This window comes from Variovorax sp. PDC80, assembly GCF_900115375.1.
In the GTDB taxonomy this organism is placed as follows: Bacteria; Pseudomonadota; Gammaproteobacteria; order Burkholderiales; family Burkholderiaceae_C; genus Variovorax.
In genome coordinates, this window is sequence record NZ_FOWG01000011.1 from 97,838 (window position 1) to 118,746 (window position 20,909).

Consider the following 20,909-nt stretch of genomic DNA (forward strand, 5'->3'; position numbering starts at 1 on the left):
GGCATCCATGCCGCCCTCCGACCCGTCATCCAGCTTTCCCACGCCCGCGCAGTTGCGCGACCTCGATCCCGCGGACCTCGCCGCGGTGGCCACCGATCTCCGACGCGCGCTGCTGCGCAGGGTGTCGCGAACCGGCGGCCATCTCGCCTCGAACCTCGGCGTGGTCGAGCTCACGCTCGCCTTGCACCACGCCTTCGACACGCCACGCGATGCGCTGGTATGGGACGTCGGCCACCAGTGCTATGCGCACAAGATCCTCACGGGCCGCGGCCCGGCCATGGGCACCCTGCGCAAGGTGGGTGGCCTGTCGGGTTTCACGTCGAGGGACGAATCGCCCTACGACCCCTTCGGTGCCGGCCATGCAGGCACGGCCGTCTCGGCGGCGCTGGGCCTGGCGATGGGCATGCGCGACGATGGCCGGCATGCCGTCGCGATCGTCGGCGACGGCGCGCTGTCGGCGGGCATGACTTTCGAGGCGCTCAACCATGCGGGCAGCTTCGCGACCCTGCCGCTCGTCGTGGTGCTCAACGACAACGGGATGTCGATCTCGCCCGCGCTGGGCGCGCTGCACCGGCATCTGCGCGGGCTGGTCGAGCGCGGCGCTTCTGCTCGAGGAGATCACCGCTCGTTGTTCGAGCTGCTCGGCCTGCGCTACACCGGTCCCATCGACGGCCACGATGTCGAGGCGCTCGTGGCCGCGTTCCACGCCGCGAAGCGATCGCGCGCGCCGCAGGTCATCCACGTCGTCACGCAAAAGGGCCGGGGCTACGCACCGGCCGAGGCGGACCCGACCACCTACCACGGCCCCGGTCCTTTCGATCTCGCCGTGGGCGTGGTCGCCAAGGCGGCGAGCCGCCCGACCTTCAGCCAGGTTTTCGGCGAATGGGTCTGCGATGCCGCGGCGAACGATCCCGCGGTCGTCGCGATCACGCCCGCGATGCGCGAGGGCTCCTGCCTGGTCGATTTCGAGCGGCGGTTTCCCTCGCGCTTCGTGGATGCCGCCATCGCGGAGCAGCATGCGGTGACGCTGGCCGCGGGGCTCGCGGCGGCCGGCATGCGGCCGATCGTCGCGATCTATTCGACCTTTCTCCAGCGCGGCTACGACCAGCTCGTCCACGACGTCTGCCTGCAGCAACTGCCGGTGCTGTTCGCGATCGACCGCGCGGGGATCGCGGGCGGCGACGGCGCCACGCACCTGGGCGCCTTCGATGTCGCGGCGCTGCGCTGCATTCCGAACCTGCTGCTGATGACGCCGGCCGACGGACACGAGTGCCGGCGCATGCTCGCGCTGGGGTTGGGCCACGATGGGCCATCGGCGGTGCGCTACCCGCGGGCCGTCGTGCCCGCGGACGACGGCGTTCGCACGGACCAGCCCCTGGCGATCGGTCGCGGCGAGGTCGTGCGTAGCTCGGCGAGGAGCAAGCCCGCCAGGGTGGCGCTGCTCGCCTTCGGCCCCTTGCTCCACGCCGCGATGGAAGCCGCCGAAGCGCTCGACGCGACCGTCGCCAACATGCGCTTCGTCAAGCCGCTGGACGAAGCGCTACTGCTCGAACTGGCCGCGACGCACGAGGTGCTCGTCACGCTCGAGGAGGCCTCGGCCATCGGCGGCGCCGGCGCGGCCTGCGCGGAGCGCATCGCGATGGAGGGGCTGCCCGTGCGGGTGCTTCGCCTGGGCTTGCCCGACGTCTTCATCGGGCATGGGGATCGAAGCGAACTGCTCGCGTTGCAGGGCCTCGATGCAGCGGGCATCGTCGGGGCGATCCGGGCGTTCGTCGAAATGCACTGACGGCCCGCGCAACGCGCGGATGTAGGGCAAACGCGCCTCTTGCCCCGCCGGCATGGCGCGGCGCCAGGGCTCTGCCCGACAATTCGCGCCGAATCCTCCGCACCCGGCGCGCCTTGTTCTTCAAAAACGCTTCCACCGACATCCGCCGTGAAGGCGAGGGGCCCCTGGCCCGGGCGAGGGCGCGCCTGCCGTCGCCGATCGCCTGCCTGGTGTTCGCGCTGTCGGTGGCGCTGCTGGTGGGCATGGGCGCCTTCTTCGGCGACCACTCGGGCGGCAAGTACCCGCCGGGCGCGACGCAGCACATCACGCGGGCCGACTGGCAGGTGCAGCGCGCGAACGGCTTCATGGCGCCGCCGCTGATCTTCGGCAGCCAGTCGCTGCCCGATGCCTGGCAGCCGGTCGAGCTGCCACTGGCGCTGCCGATCGCGCTGTTGGCCCAGGCCGACGCCAACACGATCTCGAACCCGGGCAAGGAGACGCGCATCACCTGGCTGCGGCTGAAGGTGCCGCCCCATCCCGGCCTGCGCGGACCGCTGGCGCTGTACGGCGCGCGCGTGAAGACCGACGGCACGATCGCGGTCTATGCCGATGGTCGGCTGGTGCATCGCGCACAGGAGCTGGGGCCGCTGTGGAACAGCACCCGCACGCCGTTGTGGGTGGTGTTCGAGCAGCGCGACGACGGCTCGGCCGCGCGGCCGGCCGAGATCCTGATCCGGCTCGAGCACACGCGCGCCGCGCAGGTCGGCATCGCCTCGCTGTGGCTGGGCCCGGCCGATGCGCTCAAGGGCCGCTACCAGATGCGCCAGTGGCTGCAGCAGGAACTGCCCGCGATGCTGAGCGCGGCCTTCATGGCGGTGGGCGTGTTCGCGCTGTTCGTATGGCTGTGGCGGCGCCACGAGACCGGCTACCTGCTGTTCTTCAACCTCGCGACCACCTCGTACCTGCGCGGGCTGCACTTCTACGTGGCGCTGCCGATCGCCAACGACTGGTTCGCCTGGCTCACGGTCAATGCGCTGTTCTGGCTGGTGGCGGTGGTGCACTTCGCGCTGCGGCAGCTGCACGACCGGCCGCTCACGCTGCTGACCTGGGCCGTGACGACGATCACGCTGCTCGTCAGCGTGCTGACCCTGCCCGGCATCGCGCTGCTGCCGAACACGCCGCAGGTCACGCCGCTGATCTACCTGGTGGCGGCGGCCATGGGCACGGTGGTCGGGCTGGTGGGCGGCATCAGCGCCTGGCGCCGATCGCCCGAGGGGCGGCTGGTGGCGGCCGGCATCGGCGCATGCGTGCTGCTGGGTGCCACCGACTGGATGGTGCAGAACAACATCGTGAGCCCCGAGGGCTGGTACCTGGGCGCCTATGCGAATGCCGTCACCTTCAGCGTCTTCGGCATCCTGCTGTACCGGCGCTACGTGCACGCGATCGGCGAGGTGGAGCGCGTCAACGCCAGCCTCGCGCAGCGGCTGCAGGCGCGCGAGAGCGAGCTCGACCTGAGCCATCGCCGGCTGCGCGAGGTCGAGCGGCAGAAGACCATCAGCGACGAGCGCCAGCGGCTGATGCAGGACATGCACGACGGGCTGGGCTCCTCGCTGATCAGCGCGATCCGCTCGGTGGAAGAGGGCCGGCTCAGCGACCAGAAGGTGTCGCAGATCCTCCAGGGCTGCCTCGACGACCTGAAGCTCACCATCGATTCGATGGAGCCGATCGATGCCGACCTGCTGCTGCTGCTCGCCACCTTGCGCTACCGGCTCGGGCCGCGGCTCGAGGGCATGGGCGTGTCGCTGACCTGGGAGGTGCAGGAGATCCCGCCTTTGCCGTGGCTCGATCCGTCGAGCGCGCTGCACGTGCTGCGCATCGTGCAGGAAAGCATCTCCAACATCCTGCGCCACACGCGCGCCACCACCATCCGCGTGGCGACCGGCACGGACGCCGCGCACGTGTGGGTGCGCATCGAGGACAACGGCCAGGGCTTCGACGTCGAGCAGGCCCTGACCGGCGGCCGGGGCCGCGGCCTGCAGAACATGCAGCGCCGCGCGCTCGCGGTGCAGGGCCACGTGGCGTGGGAGTCGGATGCCGCGGGCACGCGCTTCCTGCTGTGGCTGCCGCTGGTGCGGGCCGAGCGCCCTTCGGGGGCATGAGCCGTCGGGTACAGTGACGGCCCCTTGCCGCCGCACACCGACCCCTCTTCCGCCGACCACGGCATCCGTCTCGAATCCGTCGTGCTGGAGCGCGGCGCACAGCGCGTGTTCGACGGCCTCTCGCTCGAACTGCGCGACGCGCGCATCGGCGTGATCGGCGACAACGGCGCCGGCAAGAGCAGCCTGTTCCGGTTGATCAGCGGGCTGGAGCCGCCGGGCGAAGGCCGGGTGCGCGTGCATGGCTGCGACACGGTGGCCGATCGCCGGCAGCTCTCGCAGCATGTCGGCCTGATGTTCCAGAACCCCGACGACCAGATCATCTTTCCGACCGTGGCCGAGGAGCTGGCCTTCAGCCTCACGGCGCGCGGCGAATCGCGTGCCGAGGCACGCCGGCAGGCGCGCGACTTCCTCGCGCGGCGCGGCCTCGCGGCCTGGGCCGAGCGCGCCATCGGCGAACTGAGCCAGGGCCAGCGCCAGCAGGTGTGCCTGCTGGCATTGCTGATCAGCCGGCCCGCCACCCTGCTGCTCGACGAGCCGTTCGCGAGCCTCGACCTGCTGAGCCAGGCCCGGTTGTCGGCGCAGCTCGCCGCGAGCGACCAGCAGGTGCTGGTGTCGACGCATGTGCTCGAACACGTGCACGACTTCGAGCGCGTGCTGTGGCTGGCGCAGGGCCGGGTGCAGGCCGACGGCCCGGGCCGCGAGGTCTGCGAGGCCTATGCGCAGGACGTGCGGCGCCGCGCGGCGATGGACCTGCCGCATGCGTAGCCTCTACCTCGATCGCCGCACCTGGATGCACGCGGTGCCGGCGTGGCTCAAGCTCGCGCTGCTGTCGGCCGGCGGCACCGCGCTCGTGCTGACGGACCGGCCGATGGTGCTGGGCGCGGCCTGCGGGCTGGCGCTCGTACTGTTCGCTTCGCTCGGGCGGCCCGCGTGGGGCCGGGTGCGCACGCTGTTCGGCATCGCGATCGCCTGCGCGCTCATCGTCGGCTTCCATGCGCTGCTCGGCACCACCTTGCTCGGCGTGGCGAGCGCGCTGCGCATCGCTACCGCCGCGGTGCTCGCGCTGATGCTCACGCTGACCACGCGCTTCGAGGACCTGCTCGCGGTGCTCGAGACGGTGCTGCATCCACTGCGTCGCCTGGGCGTGCCCACCGACCGCATCGCGCTTGGCCTGGGACTCACGCTGCGTTTCGCCGAGAACTTCTACGTGCAGTGGCAGCGGCTCGACGACGCGCATCGCGCGCGCGCCGGCCGGGGCGGCGGGCTGCGGCTGCTGGCGCCGCTGACCATCCGCACGCTGCAGACCGCGGAGCGCGTGGCCGATGCGCTCGCGGCGCGGCTCGGGCGCTGATCAGCCAGCGGCGCGGAAGCGCGTGAGGCTCACGTAGTCCTTGCGCGGGCCGCGCACGGTGTGGCGCAGCGTGAAGCTGCCGTCGGCCAGGAAGCGGTAGAGGCTGTCGTAGAGGTCGGCGGCGCATTGGTGCGCGGCGGTGCCGGTCCAGGCAGTGTCGTCGTCGCCCGGCCGCAGCGCGATCTCGTGGAACAGGCGGGGCGGCTGTTCGGCGAACAGCACCGCGAAGCCGCCTGGACGGCCTTGGTACAGGTATTCGCGGTGCGCATCGAAGGCGCGGCCATCGAGCAGGCGCAGCCGGCCCTCCTCGCGGCAGTGCAGGGTCGGGTGCGCCGCGCTCGGCACGAGGCGGAAGACGGCCGTGCCATGCATCGAGGCCTGGCCTTCGATCGTGCGTTCGAAGGTCCAGCCACCCGCGAGCCGGGCCCAGACCGCGTCGGCCTCGCCCCATGGCGAGAGAGAAAGGGTGGGGTCAGGCGCCTGCATGGCGGCGACTCTATCCCCAGGCGGAATGGCCCGCCATGTCGGACGGAGGCGATTGATTGTTTCCTTCTCGTGAACGCCGCGGTTCCATTTGCCTAGGGTTTTTACCTAGGTTCGAGGCGCACAATTCATCTCACGGACCAGCCGCCGGCTCCAAGACAAGTAGAAGGCAGCGACTGATCTGGGTGAACAGGCACTAGCGAGGTGGCCGCCCCCTTAACGGACGGCGCCCCCCAAGACCGGTTCGAATCATCCAAAGTCAAGTCACAAGAATTGAAGGAATACTCAAATGAACGCCTCGAAGCTCCTCTCCGCCGTTGCCCTCTCCCTGCTCGCCGCTGCCGGTGCAGCCCATGCAGAAACCTATGAGGGTGTGCACCCCCTGACCTCGGCCGCCAGCCGCGCCGAAGTCGCCGGCCAAGCCGTCATCGCCGCCCGCAGCGCCGATCCCTATGCCGAAGGCGCGAACGCCGGCCCGGCCCAAGTGATCGTGTCGCAGACCAACCTGGCCACCGTGCGTGCCGAGGCCGTTGCCGCCGCGCACAGCGCCGACCCCTACGCCGAAGGCGCTTCGTCGGGCGTGGCCCCGCTGATCGCCAGCACCGTGGACCGCAATGCCGTGCGCGCACAAGCCCGCGCTGCTGCTCGCGGCGACGCGCTGCCGCTGTAATCGGCACCCAGAACTCGGTCGCATCGCAGGGCCCGTCCCCGCGGTGAGTCGAGAGGTTTAGCCACCCGGAGGCCGGCCCTTGCGAAAGCAGGGGCCGGCCTTTCGCTTGAGGGTGGTTAATCCAAAGCATTAACGGCCGATGCCGCGTGCTTCGCGGTCGATGGGGCCAAGAAGCCGGGTCTGTCGCGCAAATCGCACAGACCTGCAGGAGGCGCATCGAGCGCTTTCGGCTTCCATGCGTCGCGCGCGAACCCGCGCGGTCGCTGGCGCACCGCAGCAAGCCACTGCAACGTTGCACCGCCGCGGTGCGCTTCATCCTCCCATTCGGCCGATCGCACGAGTCACCGTCCGCCGAATGGCGCATTGCCATGCTGCAATGCATGATCGATGATGTTGCTCGCGGCTCGATGGACCGCACAACGTCATGCTTTCGGCCTACAGCGCCATTGTGGTGCGGGCACGCGAAAATGTACGGGCGCTTCTGCCACGACAAAAGCAAGCACGACCCTCGCCGCCGAGCGCGGCTGACCCATTACGCATGGCCCTCACTCTCGACACCGAAGACACGCGACAAAGGATCCACGATCTCGTGTGGTCAGGCTTTCATCACGACGCCGACGTCGAATGGATGATCACCGACGAGTACCTCGATCCCGACGAGCTGACTTCCGATGACCGGGCCTGGGTCAAGGCCGAGACCGCGCGCGCCTGCGCCGCCAAGCACGTGGCTGAGGCCGAGTGGCCCGCGCAGACCGAATACGACCGCCTCGAGACCGCGTTCGCGCAGCTGCGCGAAGAGAAGATCATCGCGCTGCACCGCGCGGGCAACACGCTGGCCGACGGCCAGGACGATGTGCGCGACGCCTGGCGCGCCGCGGGCCGCGATGCCTCGGGCATCGTGGGCTGCTGCTTCTATCACGCACAGGACCTCGAGCGCGCGGTGCGCACCGGCCGGCTGCACCTGGCCTTCAGCGGCGGCCTGATCCCCGAGATCGCGCGGCGCGAGGCCAACACCGTCGCGGTCGGACAGCGCATCGCCGCGCTGCTCCAGGGCGTCGGCTTCGTCGTGCACTGGAGCGGCAACATCGACGAACGCATCGAGGTCGACCTCGGCCAGTGGCGCAAGCGAGGCCCATCGGCGTGAGCGTGCAGGCCTGGCAGCCGCCGCGCCGCATCGATGCGATCGATTTCTGGCTGCGCTCCCGGTTGCTGGCCACCGCGCATGGGTTGCGCGAAACCTTGCGTCCTTCCGCGCGGCGCTGGCCCGTGGCCGAGGCATTGGCCGATGCGCCCGTGCTGGCGCGCTTCAGCAGTCCGCTGTGGACCGATGGGCGCGACGATGAATTCGCGCTGGTCGCCGGCAAGGTGCAGAACCTGCGCGTGGCGCGCGGCGCTTTCGATGCCATCGAGGTCCCTGCGGGCGAGGTGCTGAGTTTCTGGCGCCAGCTCGGCCGTCCCGGCGCCTGGCGCGGCTTCGTGCAGGGCCGCGAGCTGCGCGGCGGCTGCGTGGTGCCGACACTGGCGGGCGGGCTCTGCCAGCTCTCGAATGCACTGGCCACGGTCGGCGCCCGCGCGGGGCTCGAACTGGTCGAGCGCCATGCCCACACCGCGCGCATCGAGCAGGCCGCGGCCGTGCCCGACGATGCAGTGGACGCGACCGTATTCTGGAACTACGTCGACCTCAAGCTGCGCGCGCGCCATGCGTGGCGGCTCGAGGTCGAGCTCACGGCCACCGAGCTGGTGCTGCGCATCCGCGCCCATGCGCCGCGGGTCGCGCCGCGCGTGATGTGGCGTGCGCCGCACGATGTGGGCGTCGACGCGCCATCGCCGCCCGTGGCGCGCGGCTGCCTGAGCTGCGACCGCAACGATTGCTTCCGTCACCGACCCGCGCTGCCGGCCGCGGCCCAGGGGCGGACCGCCGTGCTGCTCGATGCATGGACGCCCGAATTCGCGCGCTACCTCGAGGCTCATCATGCCGACGCCGATCGCCTGCAGCGCGCGCCCGTGCGGCTGGCGTTCTGGCGGCCGATGACGGATTGGCGCGGCGGCAATTCGCCCGTGCACCGCCCCTGGCTGGCCAGCGTTCGCGGTGCGCTGTGGCGCCGCCTGTGGGCGCGCCAGGAAGGCGGACGGCGGCAGGCCAGCGTGATCGATGCGCAGCGCTGGCTCGCGCAGGCTTTCGTGACACGGCTGCTGCCCGAACACACGCAACTGGTGGTCGACCAGGCGCTGTTGCCGCATCTGCAGCGCCTCGGCGCGCTCGACGGGCGCGCGTTCACCGTGCTGGCCGGCTCGCTGCCGATGGCCGGGATCGAGGCACGTCTCGATGCGGCCGCTGCGCGCTGGCCCGACGACACCACGCTGCGCGACTTCCGCGCCGTGCCGTCGATGGTGCGCGCCGAAGCCCAGGCGTTGGCACGTGCCGCCGTGGTGGTCACGCCGCATGCGGCGGTGGCGGCCACGATGGCTGCCGCGGCGCCGCAAGCCATGCTCGAGCGGCTCGAGTGGGTGCTGCCCGGCATGTCGCCGCGCGCGAACCGGACCCCGGACGACGGCGTGCCGCTGGTCGTGCTGCCCGCCAGCGCCCTCGCACGCAAGGGCGCGCGCGAGCTGGCCGCGGCACTGCGCGGCAGCGGATGGCGCCTGCGCGTGCTCGGCACGCCGTCGGCCGATGCTTCGCTCTGGCAGGGCATCGCGCTCGACACGGCCCGCGATCCGCGTGCCGATTGGCTCGACGGCGCCTGCGTGGTGGTGCTGCCCGCGCATGTGGAACACGCGCCTCGCGCGGCGCTGCGCGCGCTCGCGGCCGGCGTGCCGGTGGTGGCTTCCACCGCCTGCGGTCTCGCGGGCTTGCAGGGCGTGCGCGAGGTGAGCGCGGGCGACATCAAAGGCCTGCGCGCCGCGCTGCGCGAGGCGATCGACGGCGCGAGCCGCTTCAACGAACAAGACGACAACGACCAGCGCTTCCCATGACCATCGATCTCCAGACGCTCAAGTGCGGCGAATGCGGCAGCAGCGTGCTCAAGCGCACCGGCCTCAACGAATTCACCTGCCAGCACTGCGGCTCCGTCACGCTGGTGGAGGACGACATCTCCGACCGCCTCGACCGCGTGCTCGACCAGGTCAAGGATGCGGCCGCGCGCCGCCTTGCCGACGAGCAGGCGGCACGGCAGAAGGTGGCGATGCGCACCGCGGGCTTCGCGGTCGCGGCCGTGGTCGGCATCACGCTGTTCGTGATGGTGGTGCAGATGTTCACGCGCAAGGACACGCCCGACGGCGGCCGCCGCGCCGCGGTCGCCTCGGTGGTCGACCGCAACATTCCCACCGACGGCCTCAAGCTCGGCGAGCCGCGCCAGGTGCTGGTGGGCAGCGGCAGTTCGGCACGGCCCAAGCTGCTGGTGGTGGTGCGCAACGAGACCGGCAAGCCGCTCGAGCGCGCCAGCGTCAAGGCCGCCTTCTACGACGGCGAGACACGGCTCGAGGAACGCAGCGAGTCGCTGCCGATCTCGGTGCTCGAGCCCGGCGAGAGCGCGCCGCTGCTGTTCGATCTGCCGAGCGGCAAGAACGTCACGCGCCAGGAGCTGCAGGTGCAGCGCCTGTCGGCACCCTACCGTTCGGCCGATGGTGCGCGGCTCGCGTTCTCGCGCCTGCGGCTGGTGCAGCAGGGCGACCGCGTGCGGCTGGTGGGCCGCGTGGTCAACGAGCGCAAGGACGCGGCCATCGGCGGCGTCGAGGCGCTCGCCACGCTCTACGACGATGCCGGCAACGTGATCGGATTCGGCCGCGGCTATGCGCAGGGCAACGACATCGCGCCCGGCGCGCGCAGCGCGATCGACATCGACATCGCGCGCTTCGGCCGCGCCGCGCAGGTCGCGGCCTGGGACTACCGCATCGCCTACAGCACCATCGAAGCCGGCGGCTCGCGCACCGCGGTGCGCAGCGCCGACCGCGTGATCCGCACCGCCGGCGCGCCCGAGGTCTTCCATGCCGACCTGCGCCTGAGCACCGAGGACCTGCTGGCCGACGACAGCGAGCGCTTCGACCTCAAGGAGCTCGAGCTGCTGCCGTTGGTGGCCGGCCGCAGCAACATCCAGCGGCCGCTGTTCCTGACCGAGCTCGTGAACCGCAGCAAGGAGGCGGTGGTGATCGCGCCCGGCGGCGTGATCTCGCGCTTCGGCGGCAGCAAGGCCGACGGCGCCACCGCCATCCAGGGCCTGGCCTATCTCTACCCGGGCGAGCGCTTCCCGATCCTGCTGGAGCCGCGCGATGTCGACCGCATCACCCAGACCCGCGTCGAATGGAAGCCGATGCGCCGCGCGGCGCTGCCCGGTCCGCGCACGCCGCTCGAGGTGCAGGTGACCGGCACCAAGGCCGAGACCGGCAGCGTGCTGCTCAACTTCAGCCAGCGCTTCCTCTACAAGAGCGTGCAGGTCACGGGCAAGGTCAGCAATCCGGGCACGACCATCGTCGGCAAGGTGCGGCTGTGGGTGAGCCTGCGCGACCGCGATGGGCAGCTCAGCGGCTTCAAGCTGGTCGACAACCTGCCGGCCATCGCGCCCGGCGAGAGCGTGCCGTTCCAGGTCAACGTGGAGCAGAACGGCCGAGACTTCGCGAGCGTCGGCACGCTATACCAAACCGAATAGCCCCGCAGCCAGCGTTTGCGGGCGCTTCGCGCCATGATCGGCGGATGACCGATTTCTCGATCCTCGACCTCTCCCCGATCGTCGAAGGCAGCGATGCCGCGCAGTCCTTTCGCAACTCGCTGTCGTTGGCGCAGCACGGCGAAAAGCTCGGCTACCGGCGCTACTGGCTCGCCGAGCACCACGGCATGCCGGGCATCGCGAGCGCAGCCACCGCGGTGCTGCTGTCGCACGTGGGCGCGGGCACCTCGACGATCCGCATCGGCGCCGGCGGCGTGATGCTGCCCAACCATTCGCCGCTGGTCATCGCCGAACAGTTCGGCACCCTCGAATCGCTTTACCCGGGCCGCATCGACCTGGGCCTGGGCCGCGCCCCCGGCTCCGACCAGCGCACCGCGCGCGCGCTGCGCCGCAACCTCGAATCGGATGCCGACCAGTTCCCGCAGGACGTGATCGAGCTGATGGACTTCATGTCGAAGAACCCGCAGCAGGCGGTGCGCGCCGTGCCGGGCGCGGGGCTCGAGGTGCCGGTGTGGATCCTCGGCTCGAGCACCTTCGGCGCGCAGCTGGCCGCGCACCTGGGCCTGCCCTACGCCTTCGCCTCGCACTTCGCGCCGCAGCAGATGATGCAGGCGATCCAGATCTACCGCGAGACCTTCAAGCCTTCGGCGCAACTCGCCAAGCCCTACGTGATGCTGGGCTTCAACGTGTTCGCGGCCGACACCGACGCCGAGGCCGAGTTCCGCGCCACCTCGTGGCAGCAGGCCTTCGTCAACCTGCGCAGCGGCCGGCCCGGCCGGCTGCCGCCGCCGGTCGAGGGCTACCGGCAGAAGGTCGGCCCGGCCGAGAACACGCTGCTCGACTCGGTGCTGTCGTGCTCGGCCGTGGGCTCGCCCGACACCGTGCGCGCGGGCCTGGAGGCCTTCATCGAGCGCACCGGCGCCGACGAGCTGATGATCACCTCGCAGGTCTTCGACCACGCCTCGCGGCTGCGCTCCTACGAGCTGCTGGCCCGCATCCGGGACAGCCTGCGCGCCTGAGGGGCGCGCCCCGATTTCCCCCACGCCGACCCCGCCTCGCCGGGGCTGGGACAATGTCGCCCCTATGGCAAAGCAACGGATCGTGGTCGGGCTGAGCGGCGGTGTGGATTCCGCGGTGACCGCGCACCTGCTCAAGCAGCAGGGGCACGAGGTGGTCGGCATCTTCATGAAGAACTGGGAAGACGACGACGACAGCGAGTACTGCTCGTCGAACATCGACTTCGTGGATGCCGCCAGCGTGGCCGACGTGCTGGGCATCGAGATCGAGCACGTGAACTTCGCGGCCGACTACAAGGACCGCGTGTTCGCCGAGTTCCTGCGCGAGTACAAGGCCGGCCGCACGCCCAATCCGGACGTGCTGTGCAATGCCGAGATCAAGTTCAAGGCCTTCCTCGACCATGCGATGCGCCTGGGCGCCGAGAAGATCGCCACCGGCCACTATGCGCGCGTGCGGCTGAACGAGGCCACGGGCCGGCACGAGCTGCTCAAGGGGCTCGACCCCTCGAAGGACCAGAGCTATTTCCTGCATCGCCTGAACCAGGCACAGCTGTCGAAGACGCTGTTCCCGGTCGGCGAGCTGCACAAGACCGAGGTGCGCCGCATCGCCGAGGAGATCGGCCTGCCGAACGCGAAGAAGAAGGACTCGACCGGCATCTGCTTCATCGGCGAGCGGCCGTTCCGCGAGTTCCTCAACCGCTACATCTCGAAGGAACCGGGCCCGATCAAGGACGACCGCGGCCGCAAGCTCGGCGAGCACCAGGGCCTGAGCTTCTACACGCTGGGCCAGCGCCAGGGGCTGGGCATCGGCGGCGTGAAGGAGAAGGGCGCGCAGCGCGGTGCGGGCGACCACTCGCCGTGGTTCGTGGCGCGCAAGGACGTCGAGAACAACACGCTGTGGGTGGTGCAGGGCCACGACCATCCCTGGCTGCTGTCGACCTCGCTGCGCGCCGACGACGCGAGCTGGGTGGCGGGCGAGCCGCCGGTGCCGGGCGCCTATGGGGCCAAGTCGCGCTATCGGCAGGCCGACGCGGCCTGCGAGATGGTGGAGGGCGATGACGCACCGCGCCACGATGCCTTCGCGCTGCGCTTCGGCGAGACGCAGTGGGCGGTGACGCCGGGCCAGTCGGCGGTGCTCTACGACGGCGAGCGTTGCCTGGGCGGCGGCGTCATCGTCTGAGTCTGTTCAGCGCGGCTTCTGCCGCACCGAATCGTCGACATGGATCAGGTCCAGCGGATGCCGCTGGCCGGCCAGGTGGTCTTCCACGCACTGCAGCAGCAGCGGGCTGCGATGCCGCGCCACGCTGGCGCGGATCTCGTCGGCCGTCATCCAGAGCGTGCGCACGATGCCGGTGTCGAGCGCCCGGCCCGCTTCGCGTTCGCCGAGCTCGCCGCTGAAGGCGAAACGCATGTAGGTCACGTCGGGGTCGTCGGCCGAGCGCGCGAGGTAGATGCCGATCAGCGCGGTCGGCGTGAAGGCATGGGCGGTTTCCTCGAGCGCCTCGCGTGCGCAGCCTTCGGCGGGCGATTCGCCGGGATCGAGATGGCCGGCCGGGGTGTTGAGGCGAAGGCCTTGATCGGTGTGCTCCTCGACCAGCAGGAAGCGGCCTTCGCGTTCGATCACCGCGGCGACGGTGACGTTGGGTTTCCAGCGGACGATGGTGTTCATGGGGACGGCTTTCTTCGGCGGTCGCGCGGGGCCCGGGCCATGGCGGGCACGCCGCCGCGCGAATCATCCCCGTATTGGACGCGAAGCCGAAGGCGATGGAGGGCCGCGAGAACCCGGTGGCTGCGTTTGCCTCCCCCAAGAGCGCAGCGCCGGGTTGTCGCGTGGTCCGCCGCGGCGGACCACCGAAGCGCTCAGGGGCTGCTGCGCAGCTCGGGCCCGCGAGAACCGAGCTGGCCGGCCTCGACCGTTTCGAGCCGGTAGCCGAGCCCGTAGATCGCCAGCAGCAGGAAACCGTTGGACGGCCGCAGGTCGAGCTTGGTGCGCAGGCGAGAGATATGGGTGTCGAGCGAGCGCGAGAGCGCCTCGACGCCCAGGCCCCACACGGCCTCGTGCAGGTGCTCGCGCGACAGCAGGCGGCCGAGGTTCTGGAACAGGAACAGCGCCAGCTCGTACTCGCGGTTCTTGAGCTCGACCGGCATGCCGCGCACCTTGAGCGTTCGCGAGGGCGGGTAGAAGTGGTAGGGGCCGAAGACCAGCTCGGTCTCGTGCTGCGCGGGATACGAGCGCCGCAGCAGGGCGTTGACGCGCGCCTCGAGCTCGGTGGCCTGGATCGGCTTGCTCATGAAGTCGTCGGCCCCCGCATTGAGCCCGGCGACCATGTCGGCGTCGTCGCGCCGCGCAGTGATGAACAGCACGGGCAGGCGGCTCTTCAGGTCGTGGCGGATCGTCTTCACGACGTCGAGGCCGCGGATGTCGGGCAGATGCCAGTCGAGAAGCAGCAGATCGAAGGTCTGTCGTCGCATCGAATGCAACAGCGACTTTCCATCTGCGTACTCATGGCACTCGTGCCCGAGCGACGCCATGGTCTGATGAATCAGTTTTCTCTGATGGGCCTCGTGGTCGAGGACAGCAATGCGCATTTTTATTACCCCCTTACTTCCTCCCATGGGCCGCCTCTGTGTACGACTCCAAGTGAGGCGAAGTGTATCTATCTGCGTCTAAGGTAAGTAATCTGCCCTGCAACTAATGCACATGAAGCGATCTTTTAAATGGATTCATCGAAGAATGATTACAAACACGCACAACTTTGTCCTTTAGATGACACGAAGTGCGTGCAGGCGTCGGGGCGTTGTTTTTGCGCTGCATGGTGGGACGCCGCCCCGGCGCCGCCTGAGACCGGTTTCCTTACAGCGCACCAGAGGGAGCGCCGCCGATCCATCACTAATAAGCTATCAAATGGATAGCTAGATTTTCAGCAGCCACGGACGTTGGAGCATGGATACTTCGCCCCTTGCGCGACAGATCGGGCCGAATGTCTTGCTGTAAGCTTCGCCCGCATTTCGCGCTGCACCTTGCCCTGAGGAGAACTCTATGCTGATAGGCGTGCCTGCCGAGACAACGACAGGCGAAACCCGAGTGGCCGTGACCCCGGAGACGGCGAAGAAACTGGTGGCGTTGGGGCACACGGTGCGTGTGCAGAGCGGCGCGGGCGTGGCGGCCAGCGTGACCGACGCGGCCTACCAGGCGGCCGGTGCCGAGATCACCGACCAGGCCGGTGCCTTCGGCGCCGACATCGTGCTCAAGGTGCGCGCCCCGAGCGACGCCGAATGCGCGCTCGCCAAGTCCGGTAGCGTGCTCGTGGGCATGCTCAACCCCTTCGACGCCGCCGGCCTGCAGCGCGTGGCCGCCGCCGGCCTCACCGGCTTCGCGCTCGAAGCCGCCCCGCGCACCACCCGCGCCCAGAGCATGGACGTGCTCAGCTCCCAGGCCAACATCGCCGGCTACAAGGCCGTGATGATCGCGGCCGACAAGTACCAGCGCTTCTTCCCGATGCTGATGACCGCCGCGGGCACCGTGAAGGCCGCGCGGGTGGTCATCCTCGGCGTGGGCGTCGCGGGCCTGCAGGCCATCGCCACGGCCAAGCGTCTGGGCGCGGTCATCGAGGCCTCGGACGTGCGCCCGAGCGTCAAGGAACAGATCGAATCGCTGGGCGGCAAGTTCATCGACGTGCCCTACGAGACCCAGGAAGAGAAGGACGCGGCCGAAGGCGTGGGCGGCTATGCGCGCCCGATGCCCGCGAGCTGGCTCACGCGCCAGCAGGCCGAGGTCGCCAAGCGCGTGGCGCTGGCCGACGTCGTCATCAGCACCGCGCTGATCCCGGGGCGTGCCGCGCCGACCCTGATCACCGAGGACATGGTCAAGTCCATGAAGCCCGGTTCAGTCATCGTCGACATCGCCGCCGGCAAGGGGCCGGACGGGGTAGGCGGCAACTGCCCGCTGTCCGAAGCCGACAAGACGGTGGTCAAGCACGGCGTGACCATCGTCGGCGAGACCAACCTCGCCGCGCTGGTGGCGGCCGACGCGTCGGCGCTGTACGCGCGCAACGTGCTCGACTTCCTCAAGCTCGTGCTGACCAAGGAGGGCGCGCTGAAGATCGACCTCGAGGACGACATCGTCGCCGCCTGCCGTGTCACGCAGGACGGCCAGGTCACGAAGAAGTAAGCGAACACGCCGAACACGCCGAACACGCGAGGAGAAGAAATCATGGACATCGTCTCTCACACCGTCATCAACCTCATCATCTTCGTGCTGGCCATCTACGTGGGCTACCACGTGGTGTGGACCGTCACGCCCGCGCTGCACACGCCGCTGATGGCCGTGACCAACGCCATCTCGGCGATCGTCATCGTGGGCGCCATGCTGGCCGCCGCGCTCACCGAGACCGGCCTGGGCAAGACCATGGGCGTGCTGGCCGTCGCGCTGGCGGCGGTCAACGTCTTCGGCGGCTTCCTGGTCACGCGGCGCATGCTGGAGATGTTCAAGAAGAAGGAGCGCAAGGCCGCGCCCGCAGCCGCCGAGGGAGCTTCCAAGTGAGCATGAACCTCGTCACCCTGCTGTACCTGCTGGCCAGCATCTGCTTCATCCAGGCGCTCAAGGGCCTGAGCCATCCCACCACCTCGATCCGCGGCAACGTCTTCGGCATGACCGGCATGGCGATCGCCGTGCTGACCACCGGCGCGCTGATCTACAAGCTCGCCAGCGGCAACCTCGAGGGCCTGGCCTACGTGCTGGTCGCGCTGGTCGTGGGCGGGGGCCTCGGTGCCTACATGGCCAACAAGGTCGAGATGACCAAGATGCCCGAGCTGGTGGCCTTCATGCACAGCATGATCGGCCTGGCGGCCGTGTTCATCGCGGTGGCCGCCGTGGCCGAGCCGCATGCCTTCAACATCGCGCTCAAGGGCGATCCGATCCCCGCGGGCAACCGCCTGGAGCTGTTCCTGGGCGCGGCCATCGGCGCCATCACCTTCAGCGGCTCGGTGATCGCCTTCGGCAAGCTCTCGGGCAAGTACAAGTTCCGCCTGTTCCAGGGCGCGCCGGTGCAGTTCGCGGGCCAGCACATGCTCAACCTCGTGCTGGGCCTGGCGACCGTGGGCCTGGGGCTGGTGTTCATGGCGACCGAGAACTGGACGGCCTTCTTCGCGATGCTCGCGCTGGCCTTCGTGATGGGCGTGCTGATCATCATCCCGATCGGCGGGGCGGACATGCCGGTGGTGGTGTCGATGCTCAACAGCTACTCGGGCTGGGCGGCCGCGGGCATCGGCTTCAGCCTGAACAACGCGATGCTGATCGTGGCGGGCAGCCTGGTGGGCAGCTCGGGCGCGATCCTGAGCTACATCATGTGCAAGGCGATGAACCGCTCGTTCTTCAACGTGATCCTGGGCGGCTTCGGCGGCGACGCTGCGGCGGCCACGGGTGGCGCGAAGGAGCAGCGCCCCGTGAAGAGTGGCAGCGCCGACGACGCGGCCTTCGTGCTGGGCAATGCCGAGACGGTGGTGATCGTGCCGGGCTACGGCCTGGCCGTCGCACGTGCGCAGCATGCGGTCAAGGAGCTCGCGGCCAAGCTCACCGAGAAGGGGATCACGGTGAAGTACGCGATCCATCCGGTGGCCGGGCGCATGCCGGGGCACATGAACGTGCTGCTGGCCGAGGCCGAGGTGCCGTACGACCAGGTGTTCGAGATGGAGGACATCAACGGCGAGTTCGGCCAGGCCGACGTGGCGATCATCCTGGGCGCCAACGACGTGGTGAACCCGGCCGCGCACACCAAGGGCAGCCCGATCTATGGCATGCCGATCCTGGAGGCCTACAAGGCCAAGACCGTGATCGTGAACAAGCGCTCGATGGCCGCGGGCTACGCCGGGTTGGACAACGAGCTGTTCTACATGGACAAGACCATGATGGTCTTTGGTGATGCTAAAAAAGTAGTGGAAGATATGGGCAAGGCCATCGAATAGGCCGAGGTTCCGTCCCGGCCCGCGCTCTGCGGGCAAACCCTTACGGCGCCGTTCAGGCGCCGTTTTCGTTTTCATCCCAATCCGACTCCGGAGGAGACACATCCATGACCGATCGTCCCTGGCTCAGCAGTTACCCGCAAGGCGTGCCTGCCGACATCGACCCATCGCAGTACGCCTCGCTGGTCGGTCTCATGGAAGAGAGCTTCTCGAAGTACGCCGACCGCACGGCCTACAGCTTCATGGGCAAGGACGTGAGCTATGCCGAGACCGACAAGCTCAGCAAGGCCTTCGCGGCCTACCTGCAGGGCCTGGGCCTCGCCAAGGGCGACCGCGTCGCGGCCATGATGCCCAACTGCCCGCAGTACCCGATCGCGGTGGCCGCCATCCTGCGCGCGGGCCTGATCCTCGTGAACGTGAATCCGCTGTACACGCCGCGCGAGCTCGAGCACCAGCTCAAGGACTCGGGTGCGAAGGCGATCGTCATCATGGAGAACTTCGGCGTCACGCTACAGCAGTGCATCGCGGCCACGCCGATCAAGCACATCGTGCTGGCCTCGATGGGCGACCGCCTCGGCTTCCTCAAGGGCGCGCTCGTCAACTACGTGGTGCGCAACGTCAAGAAGCTGGTGCCGGCCTTCAACCTGCCGGGCGCGGTGCGCTTCAACGACGCGCTCGACCAGGGCGCGGGCCGCACGCTGCAGGCGCCGGCCATCGGCGCCGACGACGTCGCGGTGCTGCAGTACACCGGCGGCACCACGGGCGTGTCGAAGGGCGCGGTGCTGCTGCATCGCAACGTGATCGCCAACGTGCTGCAGTCCGAGGCCTGGAACGAACCGGTGATGCGCAAGGTGCCCGCGGGCCAGCAGCCCACGAGCGTGTGCGCGCTGCCGCTGTATCACATCTTCGCGTTCACGGTCGGCATGATGCTGAGCATGCGCACGGGCGGCAAGCTGATCCTGATCCCGAATCCGCGCGACCTGCCCGCGGTGCTCAAGGAGCTGTCGAAGCACACGATCCACAGCTTCCCCGCGGTCAACACGCTGTTCAACGGCCTGGCCAACCATCCCGATTTCAACACCGTCGACTGGTCGAATCTCAAGGTCTCGGTGGGCGGCGGCATGGCGGTGCAGGCCGCGGTCGCGAAGCTCTGGCTCGAGAAGACCGGCTGCCCGATCTGCGAAGGCTACGGCCTGTCCGAGACCTCGCCCTCGACCACCTGCAACCCGACCGACAGCAAGGCCTACACCGGCACCATCGGCGTGCCGCTGCCGAGCACCTGGCTCAAGCTGCTCGACGACAACGGCAACGAGGTTGCACTCGGCGAGCCCGGCGAGATCGCGATCAAGGGACCGCAGGTGATGGCCGGCTACTGGCAGCGCCCCGACGAGACCGCGAAGGTCATGACCGGCGACGGCTACTTCAAGAGCGGCGACATCGGCGTGGTCGACGAACGCGGCTACTTCAAGGTGGTCGATCGCAAGAAGGACATGATCCTGGTGTCGGGCTTCAACGTGTACCCGAACGAGATCGAGGACGTGGTCGCACAGATTCCGGGCGTGCTCGAATGCGCGGCCGTGGGCGTGAACGACGAGAAGACCGGCGAGGCCGTGAAGCTCGTGATCGTGAAGAAGGACGAGTCGCTCACCGAGGCGCAGGTGCGCGAATACTGCAGAGCAAACCTTACGGGTTACAAGCAACCGCGAATCGTAGAGTTTCGCACTGACTTGCCGAAGACACCGGTCGGAAAGATCCTGCGCAGAGAGTTGCGCGACGCCAAAAAGTAAGGGTTCGGCCCGGGTGGGGCCGCGGCATCGATCTTGCATATTGCGGGTCGATGTTTCGCTTCCTACTCACGCGCGTGAGCTTGCTGGTGCCGACCTTCTTCGGCATGACGCTGCTTGCCTTCTTCCTCATCCGGCTGGTGCCGGGCGACCCCATCGAGACCATGGCCGGCGAGCGCGGGATCGACCCCGCGCGCCATGCCGAACTGCTCACGGCCTACGGCCTCGACAAGCCGGTGATCGTGCAGTACGGCATCTACATCGCGCGCGTGCTGCACGGCGACCTCGGCAAGTCGCTGATCACGCAGGAATCGGTGATGAACGAGTTCCTCGCGCTCTTTCCCGCGACCATCGAACTCGGGGTCTGCGCCATCGTGTTCGCGCTCGTGCTGGGCCTGCCGGCGGGCATCCTCGCGGCGGTCCGGCGCAACTCGATCTTCGACCATGGCGTGATGGCCACCTCGCTCACCGGCTACTCGATGCCGATCTTCTGGTGGGGCCTGCTGCTCATCCTCTTCTTCTCGGTGCAGCTCGGCTGGACGCCGGTCTCGGGCCGCATCGCGGTGCAGTACTACGTCGAGCCCGACACCGGCTTCCTGCTGCTCGATGCACTGCGCGCCGGCGAGATCGATGCCTTCTGGTCGGCGCTGCATCACCTCGTGCTGCCGGCCGTGGTGCTGGGCACGGTGCCGCTGGCGGTGATCGCGCGCATGACGCGCTCGGCCATGCTCGAGGTGCTCGGCGAGGACTACATCCGCACCGCGCGCGCCAAGGGTCTGTCGCGCTTTCGCGTGGTGGGCCTGCATGCGCTGCGCAATGCGCTGATCCCGGTCGTCACGGTGATCGGGCTGCAGGTGGGCGTGCTGTTCACCGGCGCCATCCTCACCGAGACCATCTTCTCGTGGCCCGGCGTCGGCAAGTGGCTGATCGAGGCCATCGGCCGGCGCGACTATCCGGTGCTGCAGGGCGGCATGCTGCTGCTCGGCGCCATCGTGATGCTGGTCAACCTGCTGGTCGACCTGACCTACGGCGTCATCAACCCCCGCATCCGGCGCTGAA

The 20,909-nt window shown here is 69.2% G+C and carries 18 protein-coding genes; 15 read left to right on the plus strand and 3 right to left on the minus strand.

Features of this window, described 5'->3' with window-relative positions; genetic code table 11:
* The first annotated feature begins 7 nt into the window (after nt 1-7).
* From BM109_RS28475 to BM109_RS28490, 4 genes are all read left to right on the plus strand, one after another.
* Nucleotides 8-1,786, plus strand: a complete 1,779-nt coding sequence (locus BM109_RS28475; protein ID WP_093350438.1) for a 1-deoxy-D-xylulose-5-phosphate synthase — start codon at nt 8-10, stop codon at nt 1,784-1,786.
* A gap of 242 nt (nt 1,787-2,028) precedes the next feature.
* Nucleotides 2,029-3,924, plus strand: a complete 1,896-nt coding sequence (locus BM109_RS28480; RefSeq protein WP_093350931.1) for a sensor histidine kinase — start codon at nt 2,029-2,031, stop codon at nt 3,922-3,924.
* Nucleotides 3,925-3,948: 24 nt separating this feature from the next.
* Complete coding sequence (locus tag BM109_RS28485; protein WP_093350441.1) at nt 3,949-4,689, plus strand: energy-coupling factor ABC transporter ATP-binding protein; 741 nt, start codon at nt 3,949-3,951, stop codon at nt 4,687-4,689.
* Complete coding sequence (locus tag BM109_RS28490; protein ID WP_093350443.1) at nt 4,682-5,275, plus strand: energy-coupling factor transporter transmembrane component T family protein; 594 nt, start codon at nt 4,682-4,684, stop codon at nt 5,273-5,275. Before BM109_RS28485 ends, BM109_RS28490 begins: the two co-directional genes overlap by 8 nt.
* Here the strand turns inward: BM109_RS28490 and BM109_RS28495 are convergent, their stop codons facing one another.
* A complete protein-coding gene (locus BM109_RS28495; protein ID WP_093350446.1) occupies nt 5,276-5,761 on the minus strand; it encodes a DUF6314 family protein in 486 nt (161 codons plus the stop codon).
* 286 nt (nt 5,762-6,047) lie between these two features.
* Here BM109_RS28495 and BM109_RS28500 point away from each other — a divergent pair, with 286 nt between their 5' ends.
* The 6 genes from BM109_RS28500 (at nt 6,048) to mnmA (ending at nt 13,285) form a co-directional block, all read left to right on the plus strand.
* On the plus strand, nt 6,048-6,428 hold the full coding sequence (locus BM109_RS28500) for a helicase SNF2 (RefSeq protein WP_093350449.1): 381 nt from the start codon (nt 6,048-6,050) through the stop codon (nt 6,426-6,428).
* 589 nt (nt 6,429-7,017) lie between these two features.
* The gene (locus tag BM109_RS28505) at nt 7,018-7,572 is read left to right on the plus strand and encodes a DUF6891 domain-containing protein (protein ID WP_256222834.1); all 555 of its coding nucleotides are present in this window, start codon (nt 7,018-7,020) and stop codon (nt 7,570-7,572) included.
* Nucleotides 7,545-9,401 carry a VanW family protein gene (locus BM109_RS28510; RefSeq protein WP_093350453.1) on the plus strand — a complete coding sequence of 619 codons (1,857 nt, stop codon included), beginning with the start codon at nt 7,545-7,547 and terminating at the stop codon, nt 9,399-9,401. Before BM109_RS28505 ends, BM109_RS28510 begins: the two co-directional genes overlap by 28 nt.
* On the plus strand, nt 9,398-11,071 hold the full coding sequence (locus BM109_RS28515) for an FxLYD domain-containing protein (RefSeq protein WP_093350456.1): 1,674 nt from the start codon (nt 9,398-9,400) through the stop codon (nt 11,069-11,071). The genes BM109_RS28510 and BM109_RS28515 overlap by 4 nt, the downstream gene beginning before the upstream one ends.
* 44 nt (nt 11,072-11,115) lie before the next feature.
* On the plus strand, nt 11,116-12,108 hold the full coding sequence (locus BM109_RS28520; protein ID WP_093350459.1) for an LLM class flavin-dependent oxidoreductase: 993 nt from the start codon (nt 11,116-11,118) through the stop codon (nt 12,106-12,108).
* A gap of 64 nt (nt 12,109-12,172) precedes the next feature.
* The gene (mnmA, locus tag BM109_RS28525) at nt 12,173-13,285 is read left to right on the plus strand and encodes a tRNA 2-thiouridine(34) synthase MnmA (RefSeq protein WP_093350461.1); all 1,113 of its coding nucleotides are present in this window, start codon (nt 12,173-12,175) and stop codon (nt 13,283-13,285) included.
* A 6-nt stretch (nt 13,286-13,291) separates the two neighbouring features.
* Here the strand turns inward: mnmA and BM109_RS28530 are convergent, their stop codons facing one another.
* Nucleotides 13,292-13,774 carry an NUDIX hydrolase gene (locus BM109_RS28530; protein WP_093350464.1) on the minus strand — a complete coding sequence of 161 codons (483 nt, stop codon included), beginning with the start codon at nt 13,772-13,774 and terminating at the stop codon, nt 13,292-13,294.
* Between the two features lie 191 nt (nt 13,775-13,965).
* Entirely contained in the window at nt 13,966-14,694 is a 729-nt protein-coding gene (locus tag BM109_RS28535) for a response regulator transcription factor (RefSeq protein WP_093350467.1), read from the minus strand.
* A gap of 451 nt (nt 14,695-15,145) precedes the next feature.
* Between BM109_RS28535 and BM109_RS28540 the strand changes: the two genes are divergently transcribed.
* The 5 genes from BM109_RS28540 (at nt 15,146) to BM109_RS28560 (ending at nt 20,908) form a co-directional block, all read left to right on the plus strand.
* Nucleotides 15,146-16,276: a Re/Si-specific NAD(P)(+) transhydrogenase subunit alpha gene (locus BM109_RS28540; protein WP_093350470.1), complete on the plus strand. Its 1,131-nt coding sequence runs from the start codon at nt 15,146-15,148 to the stop codon at nt 16,274-16,276.
* 42 nt (nt 16,277-16,318) lie between these two features.
* A complete protein-coding gene (locus tag BM109_RS28545; protein ID WP_093350473.1) occupies nt 16,319-16,648 on the plus strand; it encodes an NAD(P) transhydrogenase subunit alpha part 2 in 330 nt (109 codons plus the stop codon).
* A complete protein-coding gene (locus tag BM109_RS28550) occupies nt 16,645-18,069 on the plus strand; it encodes an NAD(P)(+) transhydrogenase (Re/Si-specific) subunit beta (protein ID WP_093350476.1) in 1,425 nt (474 codons plus the stop codon). The genes BM109_RS28545 and BM109_RS28550 overlap by 4 nt, the downstream gene beginning before the upstream one ends.
* Nucleotides 18,070-18,173: 104 nt before the next feature.
* Nucleotides 18,174-19,853 (plus strand): long-chain-fatty-acid--CoA ligase, encoded by a 1,680-nt coding sequence (locus BM109_RS28555; RefSeq protein ID WP_093350478.1) that lies wholly within the window; start codon nt 18,174-18,176, stop codon nt 19,851-19,853.
* Between the two features lie 50 nt (nt 19,854-19,903).
* Nucleotides 19,904-20,908 carry an ABC transporter permease subunit gene (locus BM109_RS28560; RefSeq protein WP_093350481.1) on the plus strand — a complete coding sequence of 335 codons (1,005 nt, stop codon included), beginning with the start codon at nt 19,904-19,906 and terminating at the stop codon, nt 20,906-20,908.
* Nucleotide 20,909 lies beyond the last annotated feature (1 nt).

Bases quoted from the DNA above. Each gene is read 5' to 3' on its own strand.
- BM109_RS28560 (WP_093350481.1), top strand. From the start codon at position 19,904: ATGTTTCGCTTCCTACTCACGCGCGTGAGCTTGCTGGTGCCGACCTTC.
- BM109_RS28475 (WP_093350438.1), top strand. From the start codon at position 8: ATGCCGCCCTCCGACCCGTCATCCAGCTTTCCCACGCCCGCGCAGTTG.
- mnmA (WP_093350461.1), top strand. From the start codon at position 12,173: ATGGCAAAGCAACGGATCGTGGTCGGGCTGAGCGGCGGTGTGGATTCC.
- BM109_RS28540 (WP_093350470.1), top strand. From the start codon at position 15,146: ATGCTGATAGGCGTGCCTGCCGAGACAACGACAGGCGAAACCCGAGTG.
- BM109_RS28495 (WP_093350446.1), bottom strand. From the start codon at position 5,761: ATGCAGGCGCCTGACCCCACCCTTTCTCTCTCGCCATGGGGCGAGGCC.
- BM109_RS28555 (WP_093350478.1), top strand. From the start codon at position 18,174: ATGACCGATCGTCCCTGGCTCAGCAGTTACCCGCAAGGCGTGCCTGCC.
- BM109_RS28490 (WP_093350443.1), top strand. From the start codon at position 4,682: ATGCGTAGCCTCTACCTCGATCGCCGCACCTGGATGCACGCGGTGCCG.
- BM109_RS28535 (WP_093350467.1), bottom strand. From the start codon at position 14,694: ATGCGCATTGCTGTCCTCGACCACGAGGCCCATCAGAGAAAACTGATT.
- BM109_RS28520 (WP_093350459.1), top strand. From the start codon at position 11,116: ATGACCGATTTCTCGATCCTCGACCTCTCCCCGATCGTCGAAGGCAGC.
- BM109_RS28480 (WP_093350931.1), top strand. From the start codon at position 2,029: ATGGGCGCCTTCTTCGGCGACCACTCGGGCGGCAAGTACCCGCCGGGC.
- BM109_RS28500 (WP_093350449.1), top strand. From the start codon at position 6,048: ATGAACGCCTCGAAGCTCCTCTCCGCCGTTGCCCTCTCCCTGCTCGCC.
- BM109_RS28515 (WP_093350456.1), top strand. From the start codon at position 9,398: ATGACCATCGATCTCCAGACGCTCAAGTGCGGCGAATGCGGCAGCAGC.
- BM109_RS28530 (WP_093350464.1), bottom strand. From the start codon at position 13,774: ATGAACACCATCGTCCGCTGGAAACCCAACGTCACCGTCGCCGCGGTG.
- BM109_RS28545 (WP_093350473.1), top strand. From the start codon at position 16,319: ATGGACATCGTCTCTCACACCGTCATCAACCTCATCATCTTCGTGCTG.